The organism is Paraburkholderia sp. FW306-2-2C-D06C, assembly GCF_058781505.1.
This window is the reverse complement of the sequence record NZ_JBYSWU010000001.1, coordinates 173,853-192,736: the sequence shown is the minus strand read 5'-3', so window position 1 is coordinate 192,736 and position 18,884 is coordinate 173,853. Positions and strand designations below refer to the sequence as shown.

16 protein-coding genes and 1 pseudogene are annotated in these 18,884 nt (G+C 62.5%); 9 read left to right on the top strand and 8 right to left on the bottom strand.

Annotated elements, in window-relative coordinates; genetic code table 11:
* The first annotated feature begins 2 nt into the window (after positions 1–2).
* The 3 genes from AC3WLT_RS00870 (at position 3) to AC3WLT_RS00860 (ending at position 3,193) form a co-directional block, all read left to right on the top strand.
* Positions 3–1,127 (top strand): FecCD family ABC transporter permease, encoded by a 1,125-nt coding sequence (locus AC3WLT_RS00870; RefSeq protein ID WP_492589861.1) that lies wholly within the window; start codon positions 3–5, stop codon positions 1,125–1,127.
* A 36-nt stretch (positions 1,128–1,163) separates the two neighbouring features.
* A complete protein-coding gene (locus AC3WLT_RS00865; RefSeq protein ID WP_492589859.1) occupies positions 1,164–1,994 on the top strand; it encodes a heme ABC transporter ATP-binding protein in 831 nt (276 codons plus the stop codon).
* 188 nt (positions 1,995–2,182) lie between these two features.
* A complete protein-coding gene (locus AC3WLT_RS00860; RefSeq protein ID WP_492589857.1) occupies positions 2,183–3,193 on the top strand; it encodes a DUF2891 domain-containing protein in 1,011 nt (336 codons plus the stop codon).
* A gap of 51 nt (positions 3,194–3,244) precedes the next feature.
* Here AC3WLT_RS00860 and AC3WLT_RS00855 read toward each other — a convergent pair whose 3' ends face one another.
* Positions 3,245–3,670, bottom strand: coding sequence for a PRC-barrel domain-containing protein (locus tag AC3WLT_RS00855; RefSeq protein WP_492589855.1), 426 nt, complete (start codon positions 3,668–3,670; stop codon positions 3,245–3,247).
* Positions 3,671–3,858: 188 nt separating this feature from the next.
* Here AC3WLT_RS00855 and AC3WLT_RS00850 point away from each other — a divergent pair, with 188 nt between their 5' ends.
* On the top strand, positions 3,859–6,249 hold the full coding sequence (locus tag AC3WLT_RS00850) for a DNA polymerase II (RefSeq protein ID WP_492589853.1): 2,391 nt from the start codon (positions 3,859–3,861) through the stop codon (positions 6,247–6,249).
* Positions 6,250–6,258: 9 nt separating this feature from the next.
* On the opposite strand, the gene AC3WLT_RS00845 is transcribed toward AC3WLT_RS00850, so the two are convergent.
* Together AC3WLT_RS00845 and AC3WLT_RS00840 are read right to left on the bottom strand one after the other, a co-directional pair.
* Complete coding sequence (locus AC3WLT_RS00845) at positions 6,259–7,548, bottom strand: MFS transporter (protein ID WP_492589851.1); 1,290 nt, start codon at positions 7,546–7,548, stop codon at positions 6,259–6,261.
* 93 nt (positions 7,549–7,641) lie between these two features.
* Positions 7,642–8,832: a M20 aminoacylase family protein gene (locus AC3WLT_RS00840; protein WP_492589849.1), complete on the bottom strand. Its 1,191-nt coding sequence runs from the start codon at positions 8,830–8,832 to the stop codon at positions 7,642–7,644.
* A 112-nt stretch (positions 8,833–8,944) separates the two neighbouring features.
* Between AC3WLT_RS00840 and AC3WLT_RS00835 the strand changes: the two genes are divergently transcribed.
* The gene (locus AC3WLT_RS00835; protein ID WP_492589847.1) at positions 8,945–9,919 is read left to right on the top strand and encodes a LysR family transcriptional regulator; all 975 of its coding nucleotides are present in this window, start codon (positions 8,945–8,947) and stop codon (positions 9,917–9,919) included.
* Between the two features lie 105 nt (positions 9,920–10,024).
* Here AC3WLT_RS00835 and AC3WLT_RS00830 read toward each other — a convergent pair whose 3' ends face one another.
* The 5 genes and pseudogenes from AC3WLT_RS00830 to AC3WLT_RS00810 all read right to left on the bottom strand — a co-directional run.
* Positions 10,025–10,903 carry an ABC transporter permease gene (locus AC3WLT_RS00830; protein ID WP_492589845.1) on the bottom strand — a complete coding sequence of 293 codons (879 nt, stop codon included), beginning with the start codon at positions 10,901–10,903 and terminating at the stop codon, positions 10,025–10,027.
* Positions 10,900–11,763, bottom strand: a complete 864-nt coding sequence (locus AC3WLT_RS00825) for an ABC transporter ATP-binding protein (RefSeq protein ID WP_492589843.1) — start codon at positions 11,761–11,763, stop codon at positions 10,900–10,902. Before AC3WLT_RS00825 ends, AC3WLT_RS00830 begins: the two co-directional genes overlap by 4 nt.
* Before the next feature lie 69 nt (positions 11,764–11,832).
* Entirely contained in the window at positions 11,833–12,885 is a 1,053-nt protein-coding gene (locus tag AC3WLT_RS00820; RefSeq protein WP_492589841.1) for an ABC transporter substrate-binding protein, read from the bottom strand.
* Positions 12,886–12,931: 46 nt separating this feature from the next.
* On the bottom strand, positions 12,932–13,840 hold the full coding sequence (locus AC3WLT_RS00815; RefSeq protein ID WP_492589839.1) for a TauD/TfdA dioxygenase family protein: 909 nt from the start codon (positions 13,838–13,840) through the stop codon (positions 12,932–12,934).
* A gap of 147 nt (positions 13,841–13,987) precedes the next feature.
* Positions 13,988–14,182 (bottom strand): annotated as a pseudogene (locus tag AC3WLT_RS00810) (MFS transporter); the annotation flags it as partial.
* 383 nt (positions 14,183–14,565) lie between these two features.
* On the opposite strand from AC3WLT_RS00810, the gene AC3WLT_RS00805 reads away from it, so the two are divergent.
* The 4 genes from AC3WLT_RS00805 to AC3WLT_RS00790 all read left to right on the top strand — a co-directional run bounded on the left by AC3WLT_RS00805 (position 14,566) and on the right by AC3WLT_RS00790 (position 18,700).
* Complete coding sequence (locus AC3WLT_RS00805; protein WP_492589837.1) at positions 14,566–14,865, top strand: helix-turn-helix domain-containing protein; 300 nt, start codon at positions 14,566–14,568, stop codon at positions 14,863–14,865.
* A 2-nt stretch (positions 14,866–14,867) separates the two neighbouring features.
* A complete protein-coding gene (locus AC3WLT_RS00800; protein ID WP_492589835.1) occupies positions 14,868–16,106 on the top strand; it encodes a type II toxin-antitoxin system HipA family toxin in 1,239 nt (412 codons plus the stop codon).
* Positions 16,107–16,617: 511 nt separating this feature from the next.
* Positions 16,618–17,622: a sugar ABC transporter substrate-binding protein gene (locus AC3WLT_RS00795; RefSeq protein WP_492589833.1), complete on the top strand. Its 1,005-nt coding sequence runs from the start codon at positions 16,618–16,620 to the stop codon at positions 17,620–17,622.
* Between the two features lie 91 nt (positions 17,623–17,713).
* Entirely contained in the window at positions 17,714–18,700 is a 987-nt protein-coding gene (locus AC3WLT_RS00790) for an ABC transporter permease (protein ID WP_492589832.1), read from the top strand.
* Positions 18,701–18,884 lie beyond the last annotated feature (184 nt).

The window sequence follows — 18,884 nt, the reverse complement described above, 5'->3', positions numbered from 1 at the left end:
CGATGAACACATCAAGCGCAGCACGTCCCGGTATGCCAGCGGACCATGCCTCTCAAGCGGAAGCGTTCACCCTCGCTGATCGACGGCATCGGGGCGCGGCTGTGCTGCTGTGCAGCCTTGTCGTAGCGCTTTGCGGGGCGACGCTTGCTGGAATTTGCATTGGCGCTTACTGCATGGCGCCCCTGGTTGTCTGGTCCGCACTCACGGCGCGCTCCGACGCCGTGATGAATGACCCTGCGGTTCAGCAAGCCCAGGCCGTGCTGTTCACTATCCGGTTGCCGCGTGTGGCGCTCGCCCTGCTCGTCGGCGCGGGCTTCGGTGCTGCCGGCAGCGCCTTGCAGGCGCTCTTTCGCAATCCACTGGCTGACCCGGGACTGATTGGCATTTCGAGCGGCGCCGCTCTGGGTGCGTCCACGCTGATCGTGCTCGGGCCGCTTCTGGGTGCGTCCTTTGCTGCAGCTGGCCTGTATGTCCTGCCGGTAGCGGCGTTCGTCGGCGCTCTGGCGGTTTCCGCGCTGGTTTATCGGCTCGCCTCCGCTCGCGGACGGCTTGCGTTGCCAATATTGCTGCTGGCGGGCATCGCGATTAACGCGCTGGTGGGCGCCGCCATCGGGCTGCTCACCTACATTGCCGACGACGCCCAGCTCCGCTCCCTGACGTTCTGGAGCCTGGGCAGCCTCGGCAGCTCACAATGGCCAATGCTTGCTGCGGTGATTCCTTTCGTTCTAGTGGGCGTCGTCCTGATCGCACGCAACGGCCATGCGCTCAACGCGCTGCAACTTGGCGAGACTGAGGCGCAGCATCTGGGCGTGCCGACGCAACGTGTCAAGCGCACGGTGTTGGCCGCTTCTGCGCTGAGCGTGGGTGCGTTAGTCTCATGCACCGGCGTGATCGGTTTTATCGGGCTGGTGGCGCCTCATTGCGTGCGGCTCGCATGCGGCCCGAACCAGCGTGTGGTGATGCCCGGCGCCATGTTGCTCGGGGCCACCCTGACCATGCTGGCCGACCTCGCTGCGCGCACTGTGGCCGCGCCGGCAGAAGTACCGCTCGGCATCCTCACCGCATTGCTCGGCGCGCCGTTCTTCCTCGTGCTGTTGTGGCGCAGCCGCGGTCAACTCGGCTTGTGAGCGGCACGTCAGTGAATCCGATGGAGCAGACATAAGATGTTGATCGCGAGCAATTTGAGCGTAACGCGAGGCGCAATCGCGCTTTTACGGAACCTTTCGCTAGCCGTGAAGCCTGGTGCCTTGACGGCGCTCCTCGGACGCAACGGCGTCGGCAAAAGTACGCTCCTCAAGGCGCTGGCCGGAGAGTTCGACACCGCAGGCGCAATGCGTGCGCGGCGCATCAGCGGCGATCTGACGCTCAACGGCGAACCGCTGCGTGCGATCCCGCCTCAACGCCTCGCTCTGCTGCGCGCCGTGTTGCCTCAATCTTCCCAGCCTGTGTTCCCGTTCAGCGTCGAGGAAATCGTGCTGCTTGGGCGTTACCCTCATGTACGCGGCGGCGCGCCTTCAAGGCGCGATCGGGAGATTGTCGGCGAGGCGCTGGCACTGGCGGAGGCCGGCGGGCTCGCCGGGCGCGACATCACGACACTGTCCGGGGGCGAACTGGCGCGCGTCCAGTTTGCCAGGGTCCTTGCTCAGATCTGGCCTGTTGCCAGTATCGGTCCAGAGCACGTTGGGGCAATGCCCCGGTATCTCCTGCTGGACGAGCCGACCGCCGCCCTTGATATTGCGCATCAGCACGGTCTTCTTGCGACAGTCCGGGACGTGGCGCGCCGCTGGAACATAGGTGCACTGGCGATCGTGCACGACCCGAATCTGGCGGCGCGTCATGCCGACACGATCGCTTTGCTCTCGGAAGGCACGATAATCGCGCAGGGCACGCCACACGAGATGATGCAGCCCGAACTGATCGAGCGCTGCTACGGTTTTGCCGTGCGCATGCTTGACGCTGGCGGCGAGTCAGCACCCGTCGCCGTACCGACATAGAATAATTGTGCTGGGTTCGAGAAAAACAGAGCACCCGCAACGCATAGGCTCGGCCCCCTTTTACCTGAGTTCAAGTCGAGCGCAGCAAGGAAGGCCCAATGAAGCTCAACGGCCGGCGGTTTTGCTATTGTGATGGTCGATACCATACTGAGGTATCTCTTGATATTCCGCTTTTAAGGGGCCGTTCGATGATTGCTCAACTCACTCCCGAACTCGCGTCCAAATTTGCCAATCTCGCGCTGGATCACCTCACACGCGAGTATCCGAACAAGCTGACTCACGCCCTCGCCGGTCCGCAAGACGTGCAGAGCCCGCGTGCATTGCATCCGATTTTTTACGGCAGCTACGACTGGCATTCGTGCGTGCACGGCTACTGGCTGATCCTGCATCTGCTCGACCGCTTTCCCGATCTTCCGGAAGCAGCGCGCATCATCGCGGTGGTCGACGAGCACTTCACCGACGCGAACGTGGCCGGCGAACGCGCGTATCTCGACCTGCCGCACAACCGCGGCTTCGAGCGTCCGTACGGGTGGGCGTGGCTCCTCACGCTGAGCGCGCAACTCCAGTCGCTGAAGCTCTCGGAAGCCGCGCGCTGGTCCAGAACGTTTGCGCCGCTCACCGAAACCTTTGTCGAACGATTCGAAGATTTTCTGCCCAAAGCGACTTACCCGTTGCGCGTCGGCACGCACTTCAACATGGCGTTCGCGCTCGCGCTAACCCTCGATTTCGCGCGTCAAACCTCGCGTGAATCGCTCGAAGTGTTACTGGTCAATACGGCGGAGCGCTGGTTTCTGAACGACGTCGCGTGTCAGGCATGGGAGCCCGCCGGCGACGAGTTCCTGTCGCCTTCGCTGATGGAAGCGGAGTTGATGCGCCGTGTGCTGCCGCCCGCGCAGTTCGTCGAGTGGTTTGGCCGCTTTTTGCCGGATCTCGGCGCGCGGAAACCTGCCACCCTGTTCGAACCCGTTACCGTGACCGATCGCACCGACGGCAAGATCGCCCACCTCGACGGCTTGAACCTGAGCCGCGCATGGTGTCAGCGGTCGCTGGCGCGTGCGCTGCCCGCCGGCGACGCGCGGCAGGTCGCGTTGTTCGATTCGGCCGAGCTTCACCTGCACAGCGCGCTGGCTCATGTGGCCGGCGACTACATGGGCGAGCATTGGCTCGGCACCTTCGCCACGCTCGCCCTGGAAGCGTGATTTCACATCTCAGCCGGCGAGTCCGCCGGCGACCCAGCCGGAGAAAACAGCTTACTGCCCGGTCAGCTTCTTAGGCTTCGGCGGCGCCTGAACCTTGTTGTACTGGAACGCGGGTGTCGCTTTCAGCGCGTCTTTCGTCGCGCCTGCCAGATAGAAATTCCCCGAACGGATATCGAGTGCCGCGATCGGCACCGCTACGTCATGCGACGCCACGCCGAGAAACCCGCCCGTGGAGACGATTGCCGCCGACAGCGAACCATCGGGTGCGATCACCAGATCGCGGATCGAACCGATCTTTTCGTTCTGATCGTTGTACACCGCCTTGCCGAGAATGCTTTTCTTCGCGCTCCAGCCGCTCAGCAGCGCGTTGGATTGTTCGACCGTGACGCTAAGGGGTTGGGTGCCGGCGATCTGCGCCTGCGCACCAAGGCTGGTTGCCGCCACGGCGGCCACAACGACGAGTTGACCCAAAGTCATATTCTTCACTCCGTTCTTAGTAGACTGACCGGCACATCGGCTGCACCGAAGGAATCGCTGCAAGGCGATCATACAGAGTACGCTGCGCGGTTGCAGCCAGCCGGTACAAGGCCACGGCAACGGCCACGGCCACGAATGCATGACGGTAAAATTGCACATGGCGACTAAGGCAGTTTCGAGGTGGACGTTTGACTGAGCTTGAACAGGGTTTCATTCTTACCCGACATTGGCGCGATACGCCGGCCGGCACGGAGGTCGATTTCTGGCTGGCGACGGACGGCGGGCCCCGTCATATCCGTCTGCGTCCACAGCCTTCGGTTGCGTTCATCCCGGTTGCGCACCGCGAGCGCGCCGAAACGATCCTGAACCGCGAGAAACAGTTCGAATTGCGCCCGCTCGAACTGTGCGACTTTCAGCGCCGACCCGTCATGGGGCTTTACTGCCCGCAGTACCGGCAACTGACCGGGCTCGGGAAGCGTCTGAAGCAAGGCGGCGTCGACGTCTATGAAGCCGACATCTTCCCGCCCGAGCGCTACATGATGGAGCGCTTCATCACCGCGCCGGTATGGTTCGGCGGCGAATCGCAGGAAGAATCACAGGAACAATCACAGGGCGGCGGCACGCTGCAGAACAGCGAGCTGAAGCCCGCCACGGACTATCGCCCGCAATTGAAGCTGGTCTCGCTCGACATTGAAACCAGTGCTCGCGCGGAGCTCTACTCGATCGCGCTCGAAGGCTGCGGACAGCGCCAGGTCTATATGCTCGGCCCGCCGAACGGCGAAGCCGGCGAACTCGACTTCGAGCTCGAATACTGCGAAACCCGCGCACAGTTGCTCGAAAAACTGAACGTGTGGCTCGAGCGGCACGACCCCGATGCGATCATCGGCTGGAATCTCGTGCAGTTCGATCTGCGCGTGTTGCAGCAGCACGCCGAACAGTATCGCGTGCCGCTGCGTCTCGGGCGTGGCGGCGCCGTGATGGAGTGGCGCGAGCACGGCCACAAGCAGAACCATTTCTTCGCCGGTGCGGCCGGCCGCCTGATCATCGACGGCATTGAGGCGCTGCGCTCCGCGACGTGGAGTTTCCCGTCGTTCAGCCTCGAGTACGTCGCACGTTCGGTGCTGGGCGAAGGCAAGTCGATCGACAATCCGTATCAGCGGATGGACGAAATCCAGCGCCGCTTCGACGAAGACAAGCCCGCTCTCGCGCGCTACAACCTCAAGGATTGCGAACTGGTCACACGCATCTTCGCTAAGACCGAACTGCTGCCGTTCCTGTTGGAACGCGCGACGGTCACCGGTTTGCCCGCTGACCGCAGCGGCGGATCAGTGGCGGCGTTCACGCATCTGTATATGCCGCGGATGCATCGGCAGGGCTATGTGGCGCCGAATCTCGGCGATGTGGCGGGCGCCGCGAGTCCGGGCGGTTTCGTCATGGATTCGCGGCCCGGCCTCTACGATTCGGTGCTGGTTCTCGACTACAAGAGCCTATATCCGTCGATCATCCGCACCTTCCTGATCGACCCGGTGGGTCTCGTCGAAGGCATGCAGCATCCCGGCGACGACCAATCAGTGCCGGGCTTTCTCGGCGCGCGTTTCTCGCGCAGCCGCCACGCTTTGCCGTCGATCGTCGGCCAGGTCTGGCAGGGACGCGAAACGGCCAAGCGCGAAAACAACAAGCCGCTTTCGCAGGCGTTGAAGATCATCATGAACGCCTTTTACGGCGTGCTGGGTTCCACCGGCTGCCGCTTCTTCGACCCGCGTCTCGCGTCGTCGATCACCATGCGCGGCCACGAAATCATGCACACCACGCGTGAGCTGATTCAGGCCGAAGGGTACGAGGTCATTTACGGCGACACCGATTCGACCTTCGTGTGGCTGAACCGCGCTCATTCCGAGGAAGACGCGAGCCGCATCGGCCGGGCGCTGGTCGAGCACGTCAACCAGTGGTGGCGGCAACATCTGCAGGCCCGCTTCGGCCTCGACAGCGCGCTCGAACTGCAATTCGAACGGCATTACCGGCGCTTCTTCATGCCGACCATTCGCGGCGCCGAGGAAGGCAGCAAGAAACGCTACGCCGGATTGACGGTTCTGCCGGACGGCAGCGAGGACGTCGTCTATAAGGGCCTGGAAACGGTGCGTACCGACTGGACACCGCTTGCGCAGCGGTTTCAGCAGGAACTCTACTCACGCATTTTCAGGCAGCAGCCGTATGAGGATTACGTGCGCGACTATGTGCGCGAGACGCTGGAGGGGAAGCTGGACGACCAGCTTGTGTACCGCAAGCAGCTGCGCAGGCCGCTCGGCGACTACGAGCGCAACGTGCCGCCTCATGTTCGCGCGGCACGCGTGGCCGACGAGTTCAATCGGCAGCAGGGCCGGCCCTTGCAATACCAGAACGGCGGCTGGATCAGCTACGTAATGACGGTCGCCGGACCGGAACCGCTCGAAACACTGCGCTCGGCGATCGATTACGAACACTATCTGACGCGCCAGTTGCAGCCCGTCGCCGACGCCATCCTGCCGATGTTGCGCGACAACTTCACGACGCTGATGAGCGGTCAGAAGCAGCTGTTCTGAGCGCTCCGTTCAGGTGAGTTCCCGCCCTCCGGTTTCCTCGAGCATCGACACGGCGATCAGGGAAACGATCACGCACGCGATCATGTACCACGCCGGCGCCATCGTGTTGCCGCTCACGCGGATCAGCCACGCGACGACCAGTTGCGCGGTCCCGCCGAACACCGACACGGACACCGCATACGCGCTCGCCAGATAGCCGGCGCGGACGTGCTTCGGGAAGTTCTCCGGCATCAGCGCATAAGCAGGCGCCGACCCCATCGTGTAAAAGAACATCAGCACGATGATGAGCCCCATCACCACCGGCAGCGACGGAAACTGGTTCATCAGCCAGAACGCCGGATACAGCAGCGCGATCAGCACGACGCGCCCGGCCACCGTCAGCGGTTTGCGGCGCTGCATCTTATCGGACAGCGCGCCCCATATCGGACAGAACGTCAACGACACGGCCGCCGCCGAAATCGACACCAGCATCGACAGCTTGGCGGGCATCTTCAGGTACTGGATCGAGTACGTCGGGATGTAGTACATGAGCACGTAGGTGGCCACGGTCATGCCCATGATCGCGAACACGGTCAGGAACCACTTGCGCACGAGATACCCTTCGAGCACGACTTGCTTCGACGCCTCCGCCTTCGGCGGCTCCTCGACGATATGGCGGCGCAGATAGACGCCCACCGGCATGATCAGCGTGCCGATCAGGAACGGCGTACGCCAGCCCCACTCCAGCAGTTGCTCGCTGCTCAATTGATAAGTGAGGATCGCCGCGATCCCCGAACCCAGTAACGCGGCCGCGCCCTGGCTGGCCAGTTGCCAGCTCGCGCGGAAACCGCGCCCCTTGGCCGAACCGGTTTCCAGCAGCGTCGCGGTGGCCGCGCCGAACTCGCCGCCTTGCGCAAACCCTTGCACCAGACGCGCGACGATGATGATGGCGGGCGCCGCCAGGCCGATCGACTCGTAGGTCGGCGTGATGCCGATCGTCAGGGAGCCGAGCGCCATCAGGAAGATAGTCAGCGTCAGCGCGGCACGGCGGCCGCGTTTGTCCGCGTAGCGGCCGAGCACGAAGCCGCCGAGCGGACGCGCGACGAAACCGATCGCGAACGCGAAGAGCGCCATCAGCGTGGAGACGATCGGATCGTGCGAAGGGAAGAAAAGCTTCGCGATCGTCAATGCGAAAAAGCTGTAGACCGTGAAATCGTAGAACTCCAGCAGGTTGCCGACGGTCGCGGCCACCACGATTCTGCTTGACGACACAGCACGATTCTGCTCGACGATGCTTGACGACACAGGTTTGACTGACATGAAAAAATCCCCATTGATGATCTGGTCAGGCGCAACGCCTCTGCGCAGTGCCTCAGGCATCGCGCGGCGCTTGCTTTATGGTGTCCGGACGCCTCAGGCTTCCTCGGCGAGGAAGCGCTCGACTAGCCGCGTCCAGTAGGCGGCGCCGACGGTGAGGTTGTCGTCGTTGAAATCGTAGGAGGCGTTGTGCAGCATGGGCGCCCCTTCGCCGTTGCCGAGACGCAGGAAGCAACCCGGCTTGTGTTGCAGGTAATAGGCGAAGTCCTCGCTGCCCGCGATGGGCCCGAACCTGTCGATCACCTGTTCGTCGCCGACCAGCTCGCGCGCCACCTGCAGCGCCAGCCCGGTTTCCCGTTCGCTGTTGACGACCACCGGATAGCCGGCGATGTACTTGATGTCGGCCCGCGCGCCATACGCGCTCGCATGCGCTTCCACGAGCGCGCGGATGCGGGTTTCGAGGAGCTTGCGAACCTCGGCATCGAACGAGCGCACGCTGATCTGCAAACGTGCCGATTCGGGAATCACGTTGGCCGCGTGTCCCGCGTTGAATGCGCCCACCGTGATCACGGCCGTCTGCATGGGGTCGACGTTGCGCGAGACCACCGTCTGCAGCGCGGTCACGAGCGTGCTGCCGATCACCACCGGATCGACGGCGAGATGCGGACGCGCCGCATGCCCGCCGCGACCGTGAATCGTGACGTCCACCGTGTCGCATGCTGCCATGAACGGACCGCTGCGGAACATGAACGTACCCGTGGGATAACCGGGATGATTGTGCAGCCCGAAAATCGCCTCGCACGGGAAGCGCTCGAACAGGCCGTCGGCAATCATCCGCTCCGCGCCGCTATCCGCGCCGATTTCCTCCGCGGGCTGGAACACGAGATGGACCGTGCCGTTGAAGCGGCGGGTCCGGGCGAGATGGCGCGCCGCGCCGAGCACCATCGTCGTATGCCCGTCGTGGCCGCACGCATGCATCAGGCCCTGGTGCGCGCTGGCGTAAGGCAGCCCGGTTTCCTCGGTGATCGGCAACGCATCCATGTCGGCCCGCACGGCCACCGCGCGCGACCCGTTGCCCGCTGTGAGCGACGCCACCATGCCGGTGCCGCCGAGGCCGCGCGTGACCTGATAGCCCCAGCTGTCCAGCTGCCGGGCGACGAAATCGGCCGTCTGGAACTCCTGATACGCCAGCTCAGGGTGCTGATGGAGGTGACGGCGAATGGTGCTCAGCTCGTCGCGGAGGTCTTTCGTATCGTCGAGTGCGCAAAAATGCGTCGTGCTTGCCATGGTCGGATTGCATTCGGTAGGAAATGATCGTGCCAGTATTTCGTCGCAATAAACGCTGATCAATGATGTTTCAGGGATGATAATGTTGACTAGCAAGTCAACAGGTGACGGCATGGAGAAAGATGAAGCGGCGGACCGGGACAACGCGCTCAACACGCGGAGCCTGCGCTATCTGCACGAGATCGAGGTGCACGGCGGCGTACGTGCGGCGGCTGACGCGCTGGGGATCAATGCATCCGTGATCAGCCGCCAGGTCGCGCAGCTCGAGCGCCGGCACCGGGTGGTCCTGCTGGAGCGGCACGGCCGGCGGGTGGCGCTGAGCGACATCGGCCGAAGCCTCGTCGAGCATTTCCGCGAGAGCTGCCGGCGCGACGCCGACATGCTGGCTCAACTGGAGGATTTCCGGGGCCTGCGGCGCGGACGGGTCGGCATCGGCGTTGGCGAGGGCTTCGTCGAGAATCTGCTGGCGATCGCACTGGAGCGGTTCAGCGCGGAGTTTCCCGATATCGTGGTCGAACTGCACAGCGGCTCGACCGCTGCCATCACGGCAATGGTGCGCAACGACGAGGTGGATATCGGGCTCTGTGCGGGCGGCAAGCGCGACCCGGCGATCCGGGCAAAGTCTTTCCGGGCGGCGCCCTTCTGCGCGCTCGTGAGCCCGCGCCATGTGCTGGCTGCGGCCGGGCCGCGGCGCATCAGGCTCGATGAATTGAAGGAGCAGCGGCTCATTTTCATGCCGGAACGGTTCGGCGCGCAGCAATATCTCGATGCGATCCTTCACGCGGAACGGCTGAATCTGGCGCCGGCCTACCGCTGCGATCTTTTTTCCGCGGCTCAGGCCATTGCGGCGGCGGGGCTTGGCGTCGCATTCATGTCGACCGACGCGGCGCGGCAGTATCTCGACGCGGGAAGGCTCGTCGCGCTGGAACTGGAGCACCCCATCGCGCGCGAATTCAACAGCCAGATTCTCAGACGCGTCGGGCGGCGGCTTTCTCCGGCGGCTGAGTTTTTGTGGCGGCAGATTGGGGATGCGATGCAGCGGACGCTGCGGGTCTCTCGCAGTAAGGCAGCCAAGGACAGCTTATGAAACCGACAGGCAAAATCGCAATACGGGCGCACCGCCATAGTGCCGAATTGCAGAAACAGACGCGTGCCGTCGGGCACGCGCATGCCCTGCCCCTCACACTTCCTGCTACTGCTGCACGCCCCAGCGCCGCACGGTGATGCGCTCGAGCGTATCGAACACCAGATGCTCGACCAGCAAGCCGATCACGATCACCGCGGCCAGCCCCGCGAAAACGCGATCCGTGTACAACTCGTTGCGATTCTGGAAGATGTACCAGCCAAGGCCGCCGTTGCCGGAACTCGCGCCGAATACGAGTTCGGCCGCAATCAGCGTACGCCACGCAAAGGCCCAGCCAACCCGCAAGCCGGCGAGTATCGACGGCAACGCAGCCGGCACCAGAATCAGCAGGACGTGGCGCAAGCCGGTCAGGCCGTAGTTGCGGCCGGTCATGCGCAGCGTCGCGGGCACCGACTGAAAACCGGAGTACGTATTGAGCGCCAGCGGCCACAGTACCGAGTGCACCAGCACGAACAACAAACTGCCGGTGCCTAGACCGAACCACAGCAAGGCGATCGGCAACAGCGCGATCGAAGGCAACGGATTGAACATCGCCGTCAGCATCGACAGGAAATCGCGGCCCACGCGCGTCGACACGGCCAGCGACGTCAAAATGAAGGCGAGCGCGGCGCCCAGCAGATAGCCGCGCAACAGCACCGACATCGACACCGCGGTTTTCCGCAGCAGCTCGCCGGACCCGATGCCTTGCACGAACGCGCTGAAAGTGGCGCCGAAGGTCGGCAACAGCAAATCGTTATCGACGGCGCGCGCGGCGATCTCCCACACAGCGATCAGCACCAGCGCAATCAGCGTCTTGCGCAACCAGCTTTGCGCAAAGATCCGCTTGCCGAGCGGCAACGGCGCTTCGAGAACCAGTTCGCCGAGCGGTTCGAGCGGACGATCATACTCTTCGCGAACCGGCGGCAGCAAGGTAGCGGGAGCACTCATTGAACGGTCTCCGTCTGCTCGAACAACAATTGATGAATACGCGCGACGCTGCGCTGAAAATCGCTGCGCCCGAAACTGTCCTGCGAATACTGATGGCTGTTGAGCTCGGCCCGCACACGCCCTGGATGCGGCGAGAGCAACAGAATCCGGTTGCCGACCACGAGGGCCTCTTCGATCGAATGCGTGACGAACAGCAAGGTGAAGTTCACCTCTTCCCACAAGCGCAGCAGTTCCTCCTGCATCTTGCGACGCGTGAGCGCATCGAGCGCCGCAAAGGGTTCGTCCATCAGCAGCACACGCGGCTGCATCGCCAGCGCGCGGGCAATCGCGACCCTTTGCTTCATGCCGCCCGACAGAGTGTGCGGATACGCATTGGCGAATGAAGCGAGGCCGACCTTCTCCAGATAATGCAGCGCACGCTCGTTAGCTTCCGCACGCGAGAGTTTTTTCGCCACGCGCAGCGGGAAGGCGACGTTTTGCAAGACCGTCTTCCACGGCGGCAACTGGTCGAATTCCTGGAACACGACGATACGATCGGCGCCGGGGCCGCGCACGGTCTCGCCGTCGAGCGAAATGCTTCCCGAGCTCGGCTGGATGAAGCCGGCGACTGCTTTGAGCAAGGTCGACTTGCCGCAACCGGACGGTCCAAGCAGCACGAAGCGATCGCCGCCGTAGACGTCGAAGCTCACGTCGTGCGTGGCGCGGACAATCCGCTCGCGGGTGCGATATTCGAGGTTGACGTGCTCGACCTCGAGCAACTTTTCGCTGGTTGCCGCGCTGGTCGCCGGGCCGTCTGCAACCGGCAGACTGCCTGCTGGATCAGCGCGGTTCGGAAACAGAAGCGTGGGATTAGCCACCATCAGATCGCTCCCTGTATGCGGACCACCTGGTCCGTTGAATGTCCGGCGAAGTTGAAAGAGAACGCCATGTCAGCTTCCCGCCGCGGTCGCCGGGTCGTCGAAGAAATAGTCCTTCCACGACTTCGGCTCGTTCCTGATCGCCCCGACGCGATACATGAACTGCGCGAGGCCAAAAGTGTTCTGCGGCGCGACCTTGAATTGCACCTGCGGATTCCTGATCACTTTCAACAGCAGATTGCGGTCGATCTTCGATTGATTCGTGCGGATATAAATATCGGCAGCGGCATCCGGATTCGCGGTGATGAAGCGCGCCGCGTCGGCCAGCGCATCGACGAACGCACGGTAGGTCTTCGGATTGCTGTGGCGGAATTTTTCGGTCGCGTACAGGACCGTTGCCGAACTTGGGCCGCCCAGCACGTCGTACGAATTCAGCACGATATGCGCCTTCGGATTGCCGGCCAGTTCCTGTTCCTGAAACGGCGGATTGCCGAAATGCCCGGTGATTTCCGTACCGCCCGCGATGATCGCCGCGGCCGCATCAGGATGCGGCAACGCCTGCGTCAGCTTGTCGAGCCGGTTGTAATCCTTGTCGCCCCAACGCTTCGCCGCCGCGTATTGCAGCACGCGCGATTGCACCGAGACAGTGACGGCCGGCACCGCGATGCGGTCCTTTTCGGTGAAATCGGCGATCGTCTTCACATCGGGATTGTTGCTCACGAGGTAATACGGCAGATTGCCCAGCGACGCGACGCCCTTCACATTCTGCTTGCCGTGCGTGCGGTCCCAGATCGTCAGCAACGGACCGACGCCGGCGCCCGCGATATCCACCGCGCCCGAGAGCAGTGCATCGTTGACGGCGGCGCCGCCCGACAGCTTCACCCAGTCGACCTTGATATCGAGCCCCTGCTTGCGCCCTTCCTTCTCGACGAATTGCTGATCGCGAGCCACGTTCAGCAGCAAATAGACGATGCCGAACTGCTCGGCAATGCGGATCTGCCCTTCGGCATGCGCGGGCATGGCCGCTCCCAAGCCGGCCGCGCCCATCGATAAGGTCAGGATCGTTGCGCTCAAACGGCGAGCAAAAGACGACCGCGCAGCGGTCGGGCGAAACTTGGCGAGCATCGGAACTCCGGTCAGCGTGTGATGGTTGAAGCGGGCAAAGTTGCCGTCAAAACGGCACATCGCCTTCGATAGTCGTGCGATAGAGCTTGCGGCGCAGATGGTCCGGCGTGCCTGCGGCGAGATGCATCAACGAACGGTTGTCCCAGAACACCATGTCGTGCCCGGCCCACCGATGCCGGTACAGATGCTCGGGGCGCACGCTGTGTGCAAAAATCTCCTCGAGCAGTTGTTTGCTCTCGTCTTCGGGCAGCCCGATCACGCGGGTGGTGAAATGCTCGCTGACGAAAAGCGCCTTACGCCCCGTCTCCGGATGCGTGCGCACGATTGGCTGCACCACCGGCTTCACTTGTGCGATCTGCTCCGCGGAAAGATTCGGCCGCCATGGGCTGCGTTTCTGCAATTCCGCGTATTTCGCGAGATACGTGTGCTCCGCCGAGCGACCCTGCACGGCGCTGCGCAAATGCGCGGGCAAGGTGTCCCACGCGAGGTGCATGTTGGCGAACAACGTGTCGCCACCCTCCGACGGCAATTCCTGCGCATGCAGCAGCGAACCCAGGCTCGGCTTTTCCTTGTACGACAGATCGGAATGCCAGTAATGGCCCGCATCGCCCAGACCGATCGGCCGGCCGTTCTCGACGATGTTCGAGACGACCAGCACCTCCGGATAACCCGCCAACTGGAATTGATGCAGCACGTGAATCTGCAGCGGACCGAAGCGGCGGCTGAACGCAATCTGCTGATCCGGCGTGATGCGTTGATCGCGAAACACCAGCACATGGTGATCGAGATGCGCGCGGTGAATGCGCGCGAAATCTTCGTTGCTCAGCGGCTGATCGAGATCGAGACCCAGCACTTCTGCGCCGACGGGGCTGTCGAAAGCGCGAATCTCGATGCGCGAGGCCGGCTTGACGTGGCCGGCGGCGCTGGCGGCGATGGGTGCAATAGCAGTCGTCACAGGAAACTCTTCGTCGAATCTGTTCGGAGGACGCCCACGAGGGCGCAGTCAGACGAATTTACCGGCGCACGGCCGCGATGACAACGAAGCAAATCCGATACGGTTATCTGCTGGAGTGATAAACCCGATGTTCTAACGCGATTCGAACAGATCGTACGCATCGAGAAACACGCCGCCCAGGGCGATGGCGATCACCACTCGCGCATTGCTGCCTTTCGCGGCGCCGGCATTGACGAGGCGCGACACGTCTTGTGCGGAGCGGATGATGTGGGAAGCGGAAGCGCCGGCAGTGTGCGCGGCGGAAGCGTCGTTTGCGTTCGACGGATAAGCAACAGTAGACATGGTGTTGCGCTTCGCGTGAGGGACAGAGAATCGGTCCATCCTGAAGGGCCCCGACGCGCCCGGCAAAACGACCATGTCAGATATGCAAATCAACTCGACGCATGGAGCACGCGCGCCTATTTCATCAATGCACTTGGGGAAACCTTGACACTCGGCGAGCAGGTCCAGTGTTCGGCGCGCATCGGTCACGAAGCGCTTGTCGCCCGGTCGAATTGCACCATATACAATGCATTGTTGCAAAATAAGACCGACATCGCTACCAATGCACCGTATATGAGTCATTCGTCTTGATTTCAATCTTGCATCAAATATAATGCATTGAGTTGTTAAATATGCATCAATTCGTGCATCTTAAAATTTCATGCATTACATACGGTGCAATCATGGACTTCAGCGAAATTGGCAAAGCGATTCGTGCCGCCCGCAAGGCGAAGGGCCTAAGCCAGGCGCAGGCTGGCAGCCCGTTGCGAATGAGCCGGGCCACCATTTCGGGCATCGAGAACGGCACGGTCAGCGAAGTCGGCATCCGAAAAGTCATGGCGCTTTGCGATCAGCTCAACCTGGAATTCGTCGTCCGGCCGCGAGAGCAAAAGCTGCTGAGTTGGGATGAGCAGCTTGCCGAGAATGAGCGCCTGAAGCTGGCAATGCTCAATGCAACGCGTACTTCGGCGCAGCGGGACTGATCATGTACGTCTTCAACAACAGCAAGCCGATTGGCATCCTTGACCGAAGCGCGCTCGAAGCCAATTGTTACGTCTTCAACTATCTTCCTGAAGCGACACCGGCAGACATAGTGTCCCTGATGATGCCGGTCGGACCCGATCAGTTCAAGATCTACAACCATCTGCATCCGATCTTCCAGTCGAACATTCCGGAAGGCTATTTGCTCGACAGAGTGATGCGGATGCTGCGCGGAACCGCAGCCTACCCCGACGAGTTCTCGGTTCTGCAGGTGGTCGGGCATTCGCAGATCGGCCGCCTTCGCTACGCGGAGACTTCTACCCGTGTCGAGGCGGCGCCCAACCTTCAACTCTCCAGCCTGCTCGCGAAGCCCGGCACGGAGGGCCTGCTCGAAAACATCTTCGAGGAATATGCGACTTACTCCGGCGTCGCCGGCGTGCAACCCAAGGTACTCGTGCGCGCGGTAGACGAGACACAGCCGAACCATTTTGCGGTGCGCGGCACCACGCACATCGTCAAGTCGTTCGACCCAGCCGTTTTTCCAGGGCTGGCCGCAAACGAATTCTTCTGCATGCGCGCGGCGGAGATTGCGGAATTGCCTGTGCCGCGTGTATCGCTATCCGACGACGGCGCGCTGCTGATCGTAGAGCGTTTCGATCTGGCGCCGGAAGGTCACTATCGCGGCTTCGAGGACTTCTGCTCCCTCTATGTGATGCCGACTAGCGATAAATACGAGTCCACGTACGAGCGTATCGCCAGGCGCATCAAAGAGATGGTTTCGCCGCAAAACAAAGCTGAAGCGCTGTCGCAGTTCTTTACGTCGCTCGCGCTGTCTTGTGCGCTGCGTAACGGCGACGCGCACTTAAAAAACTTCGGCATCCTGTATGACGATCCGCTCGAAGACGTTCGTCTTGCGCCAGCGTTCGACATCGTGTGCACGCAAGCCTATATCCCCAATGACCCGCTGGCTCTGACGCTCAACGGTACAAGCCGTTATCCGAAGCACGGCGAGCTGATGAAATTCGGCCGGCTGGCTTGTGATCTGTCCGCCGCGCGCGTTCGCAATGCGCTCGATGCGGTCGCGCACGGCGTTCAGCAAGCCGCAACTGAACTGCACGACTATGCCGCCGCGCATCCCGAGTTTGCCGAGGTCGCCCATGCGATGACGGTTGCATGGGAAAGCGGCCTGAATCTCACTTGCCGCGCAGACGACCGGCCGCTCTTTCTGCTGCCGGATAGCTAAGAGCGCTCCACCGGCCAAGCCGTCTCCCATCCACTTTTGATTTCCGCGTCAATCGCGTTCGTGTGGCCGTAACAGCGTCGTTGACGTTACGTAGCGGCATCCCCGCGCGCCGGCACAACTCACCTGCCGTTTGCGCTCCTCAACCGGCGAGGCCAAGCCCCCCGGTGCAAGAGATTAGCCCCTCGCGAACAGTCCATTAAACATTCGGATAGCTTGCAATCGAGCCAGGACTTTCCCCAATCGCGGCGCTTTCATCTTGCGGCGCACCACTCCCGAAAGGCTCCACCAGATAAGGCGCACCGTGTTTCCGATGAAACCGGTGCGTCATCCTCCCCCGCTGATCGATTTCTTGACGAGCGTCCACGCGCCTGCTGTACTAAATCAACCTAGGTGATTTAGGCGATCCGATTCGGATCGCCATCGAGTAGCACCAGGTTGCAAACGCGCAGCGTTCGTGTGTCCAACCGCCCGCAGTTCACAACATCGTTGGCAATAACCGGAGGAGCGTCCCATGAATCTGAATTCCCGCAGGCATCCCGTCGCCAGGAAAATCGTGTCGATGTGCGTAGCGGCATCCGCGGTGTGGTGCGCGAGCGCCACCCGCGCCGCGGATCAGCCGGTCGTCGGCCTCATCACCAAGACCGACACCAACCCGTTCTTCGTGAAAATGAAACAGGGTGCCGAAGCCGCCGCCGCGAAAGACGGCGCCAAGCTGATCACCGCGGCCGGCAAGTTCGACGGCGACAACGCAAGCCAGGTCACCGCGATCGAAAACATGCTGACGGCCGGCGCAAAAGCGATTCTGATCACGCCGAGCGATACCAAGGCCATCGTGCCGAGCATCAAGAAAGCGCGCGCCGCCGGCGTGATGGTGGTCGCGCTCGACACGCCCACCGATCCGCAAGATGCCACCGACGCCCTCTTCGCCACCGACAACTTCAAAGCCGGCGTGCTGATCGGTCAATACGCAAAGGCCGCGCTGAACGGCAAGCCCGCCAGGATCGCCACCCTCGATCTCGCGCCCGGCGTATCGGTCGGCGTGCTGCGCCATAACGGCTTTCTGCAAGGCTTCGGCGTGAAGGAAGGCGATCCCTCGGTGGTCTGCAGCCAGGACACACGCGGCGATCAGTCGAAGGGTCAGACGGCGATGGAAAACTGCCTGCAGAAGTCGCCCGACATCAACGTGGTCTACACGATCAACGAACCTGCCGCCGCCGGCGCTTATCGTGCGCTCAAAGCTGCGGGCAAGGACAAGAGCGTGATGATCGTCTCGATCGACGGCGGCTGCGAAGGCGTGCGCAACGTGAAGGCCGGCGCGATCGCCGCGACCTCGCAGCAGTATCCGCTGAAGATGGCCTCGCTCGGCGTGACGGCCGGCGTCGAGTACGCGAAGACCGGCAAGAAAGTCTCCGGCTATCAGGACACCGGCGTGACGCTCATCACCGATAAGCCGATGTCCGGCGTCGACAGCAAGGACGCGAAGTTCGGCCTCGACAACTGCTGGGGCAACAAGTAACGCAACACAGTTCGGCGGCCCACTCCGCTGGGCCGCCACCAGACTTGCCGCGTGGCCTGTCAGCCACGCTCATGCAGCGAGGACACCCATCATGTCGACTCCCTCCGCGCCGGTCAGCCACACGCGCCACTTCACCGACCGTTTGCCGTCGCTCGCCGAAATCGGCCCGCTGATCGCACTGGTGCTTGCCTGCGCCTTTTTCATCTCGCAGAGCAGCCGCTTCCTGTCGTTCCAGAACCTGTCGCTGATCCTGCAGCAGACAATGGTGGTCGCCGTCATCGCGATCGGCCAGACGCTGATCGTGCTCACCGGGGGCATCGACCTGTCATGCGGGATGGTGATGGCGTTCGGCTCGATCATCATGACCAAATTCGCGGTCACGCTCGGCGTGCCGCCGGTGCTCGCGATTCTGTGCGGCATCGCCGCGAGCACGCTGTTCGGCGCGCTCAACGGCGTGCTGATCACGCGCATCAAACTGCCCGCGTTCATCGTCACGCTGGGTACGCTGAACATCGCCTTCGCGCTCACACAGATCTATTCGAACGCGGAGAGCGTATCGAACCTGCCGGATGCGATCATGTTCTTCGGCAACACCTTCAAGCTCGGCCCCGCCGACGTCACGTACGGCACCGTGCTCACGCTGCTGATGTATCTGGCGACGTGGTTCGTGTTGCGCGACACGGTCCCAGGCCGGCATTTGTACGCACTCGGCAACAACGCCGAAGCCGCGCGTCTGATGGGCCTCTCGTCGCAGAAGATCCTGCTTACGGTGTACTCGCTGGCCGGCGCGATCTACGGCATCGCCGCGCTGCTGTCGGTGTCGCGCACCGGCGTCGGCGATCCGCAGGCCGGGCAAACCGAGAATCTCGACAGCATCACCGCGGTGGTGCTGGGCGGCACGAGTCTGTTCGGCGGACGCGGCTCCATTGTCGGCACGCTGCTCGGCGCGCTGATTGTCGGCGTGTTTCGCAACGGCTTGACGCTGATCGGCGTCTCTTCGGTCTACCAGGTGTTGATCACCGGCATGCTGGTGATTCTCGCGGTCGCCGCGGACAAACTCTCTCATCGGCGCGGTTGATCACCCAACCGCAACTATCTTGCATGGGGCCTGAGTAAGTGCTAAAGCGCTAACTCAGGCCGACCGCAATTACCTTGCATGGGGCCTGAGTAAGCGCTAAAGCGCTAACTCAGGCCGACCGCAATTACCTTGCATGGGGCCTGAGTAAGCGCTAAAGCGCTAACTCAGGCCGACAGGAGCCAGT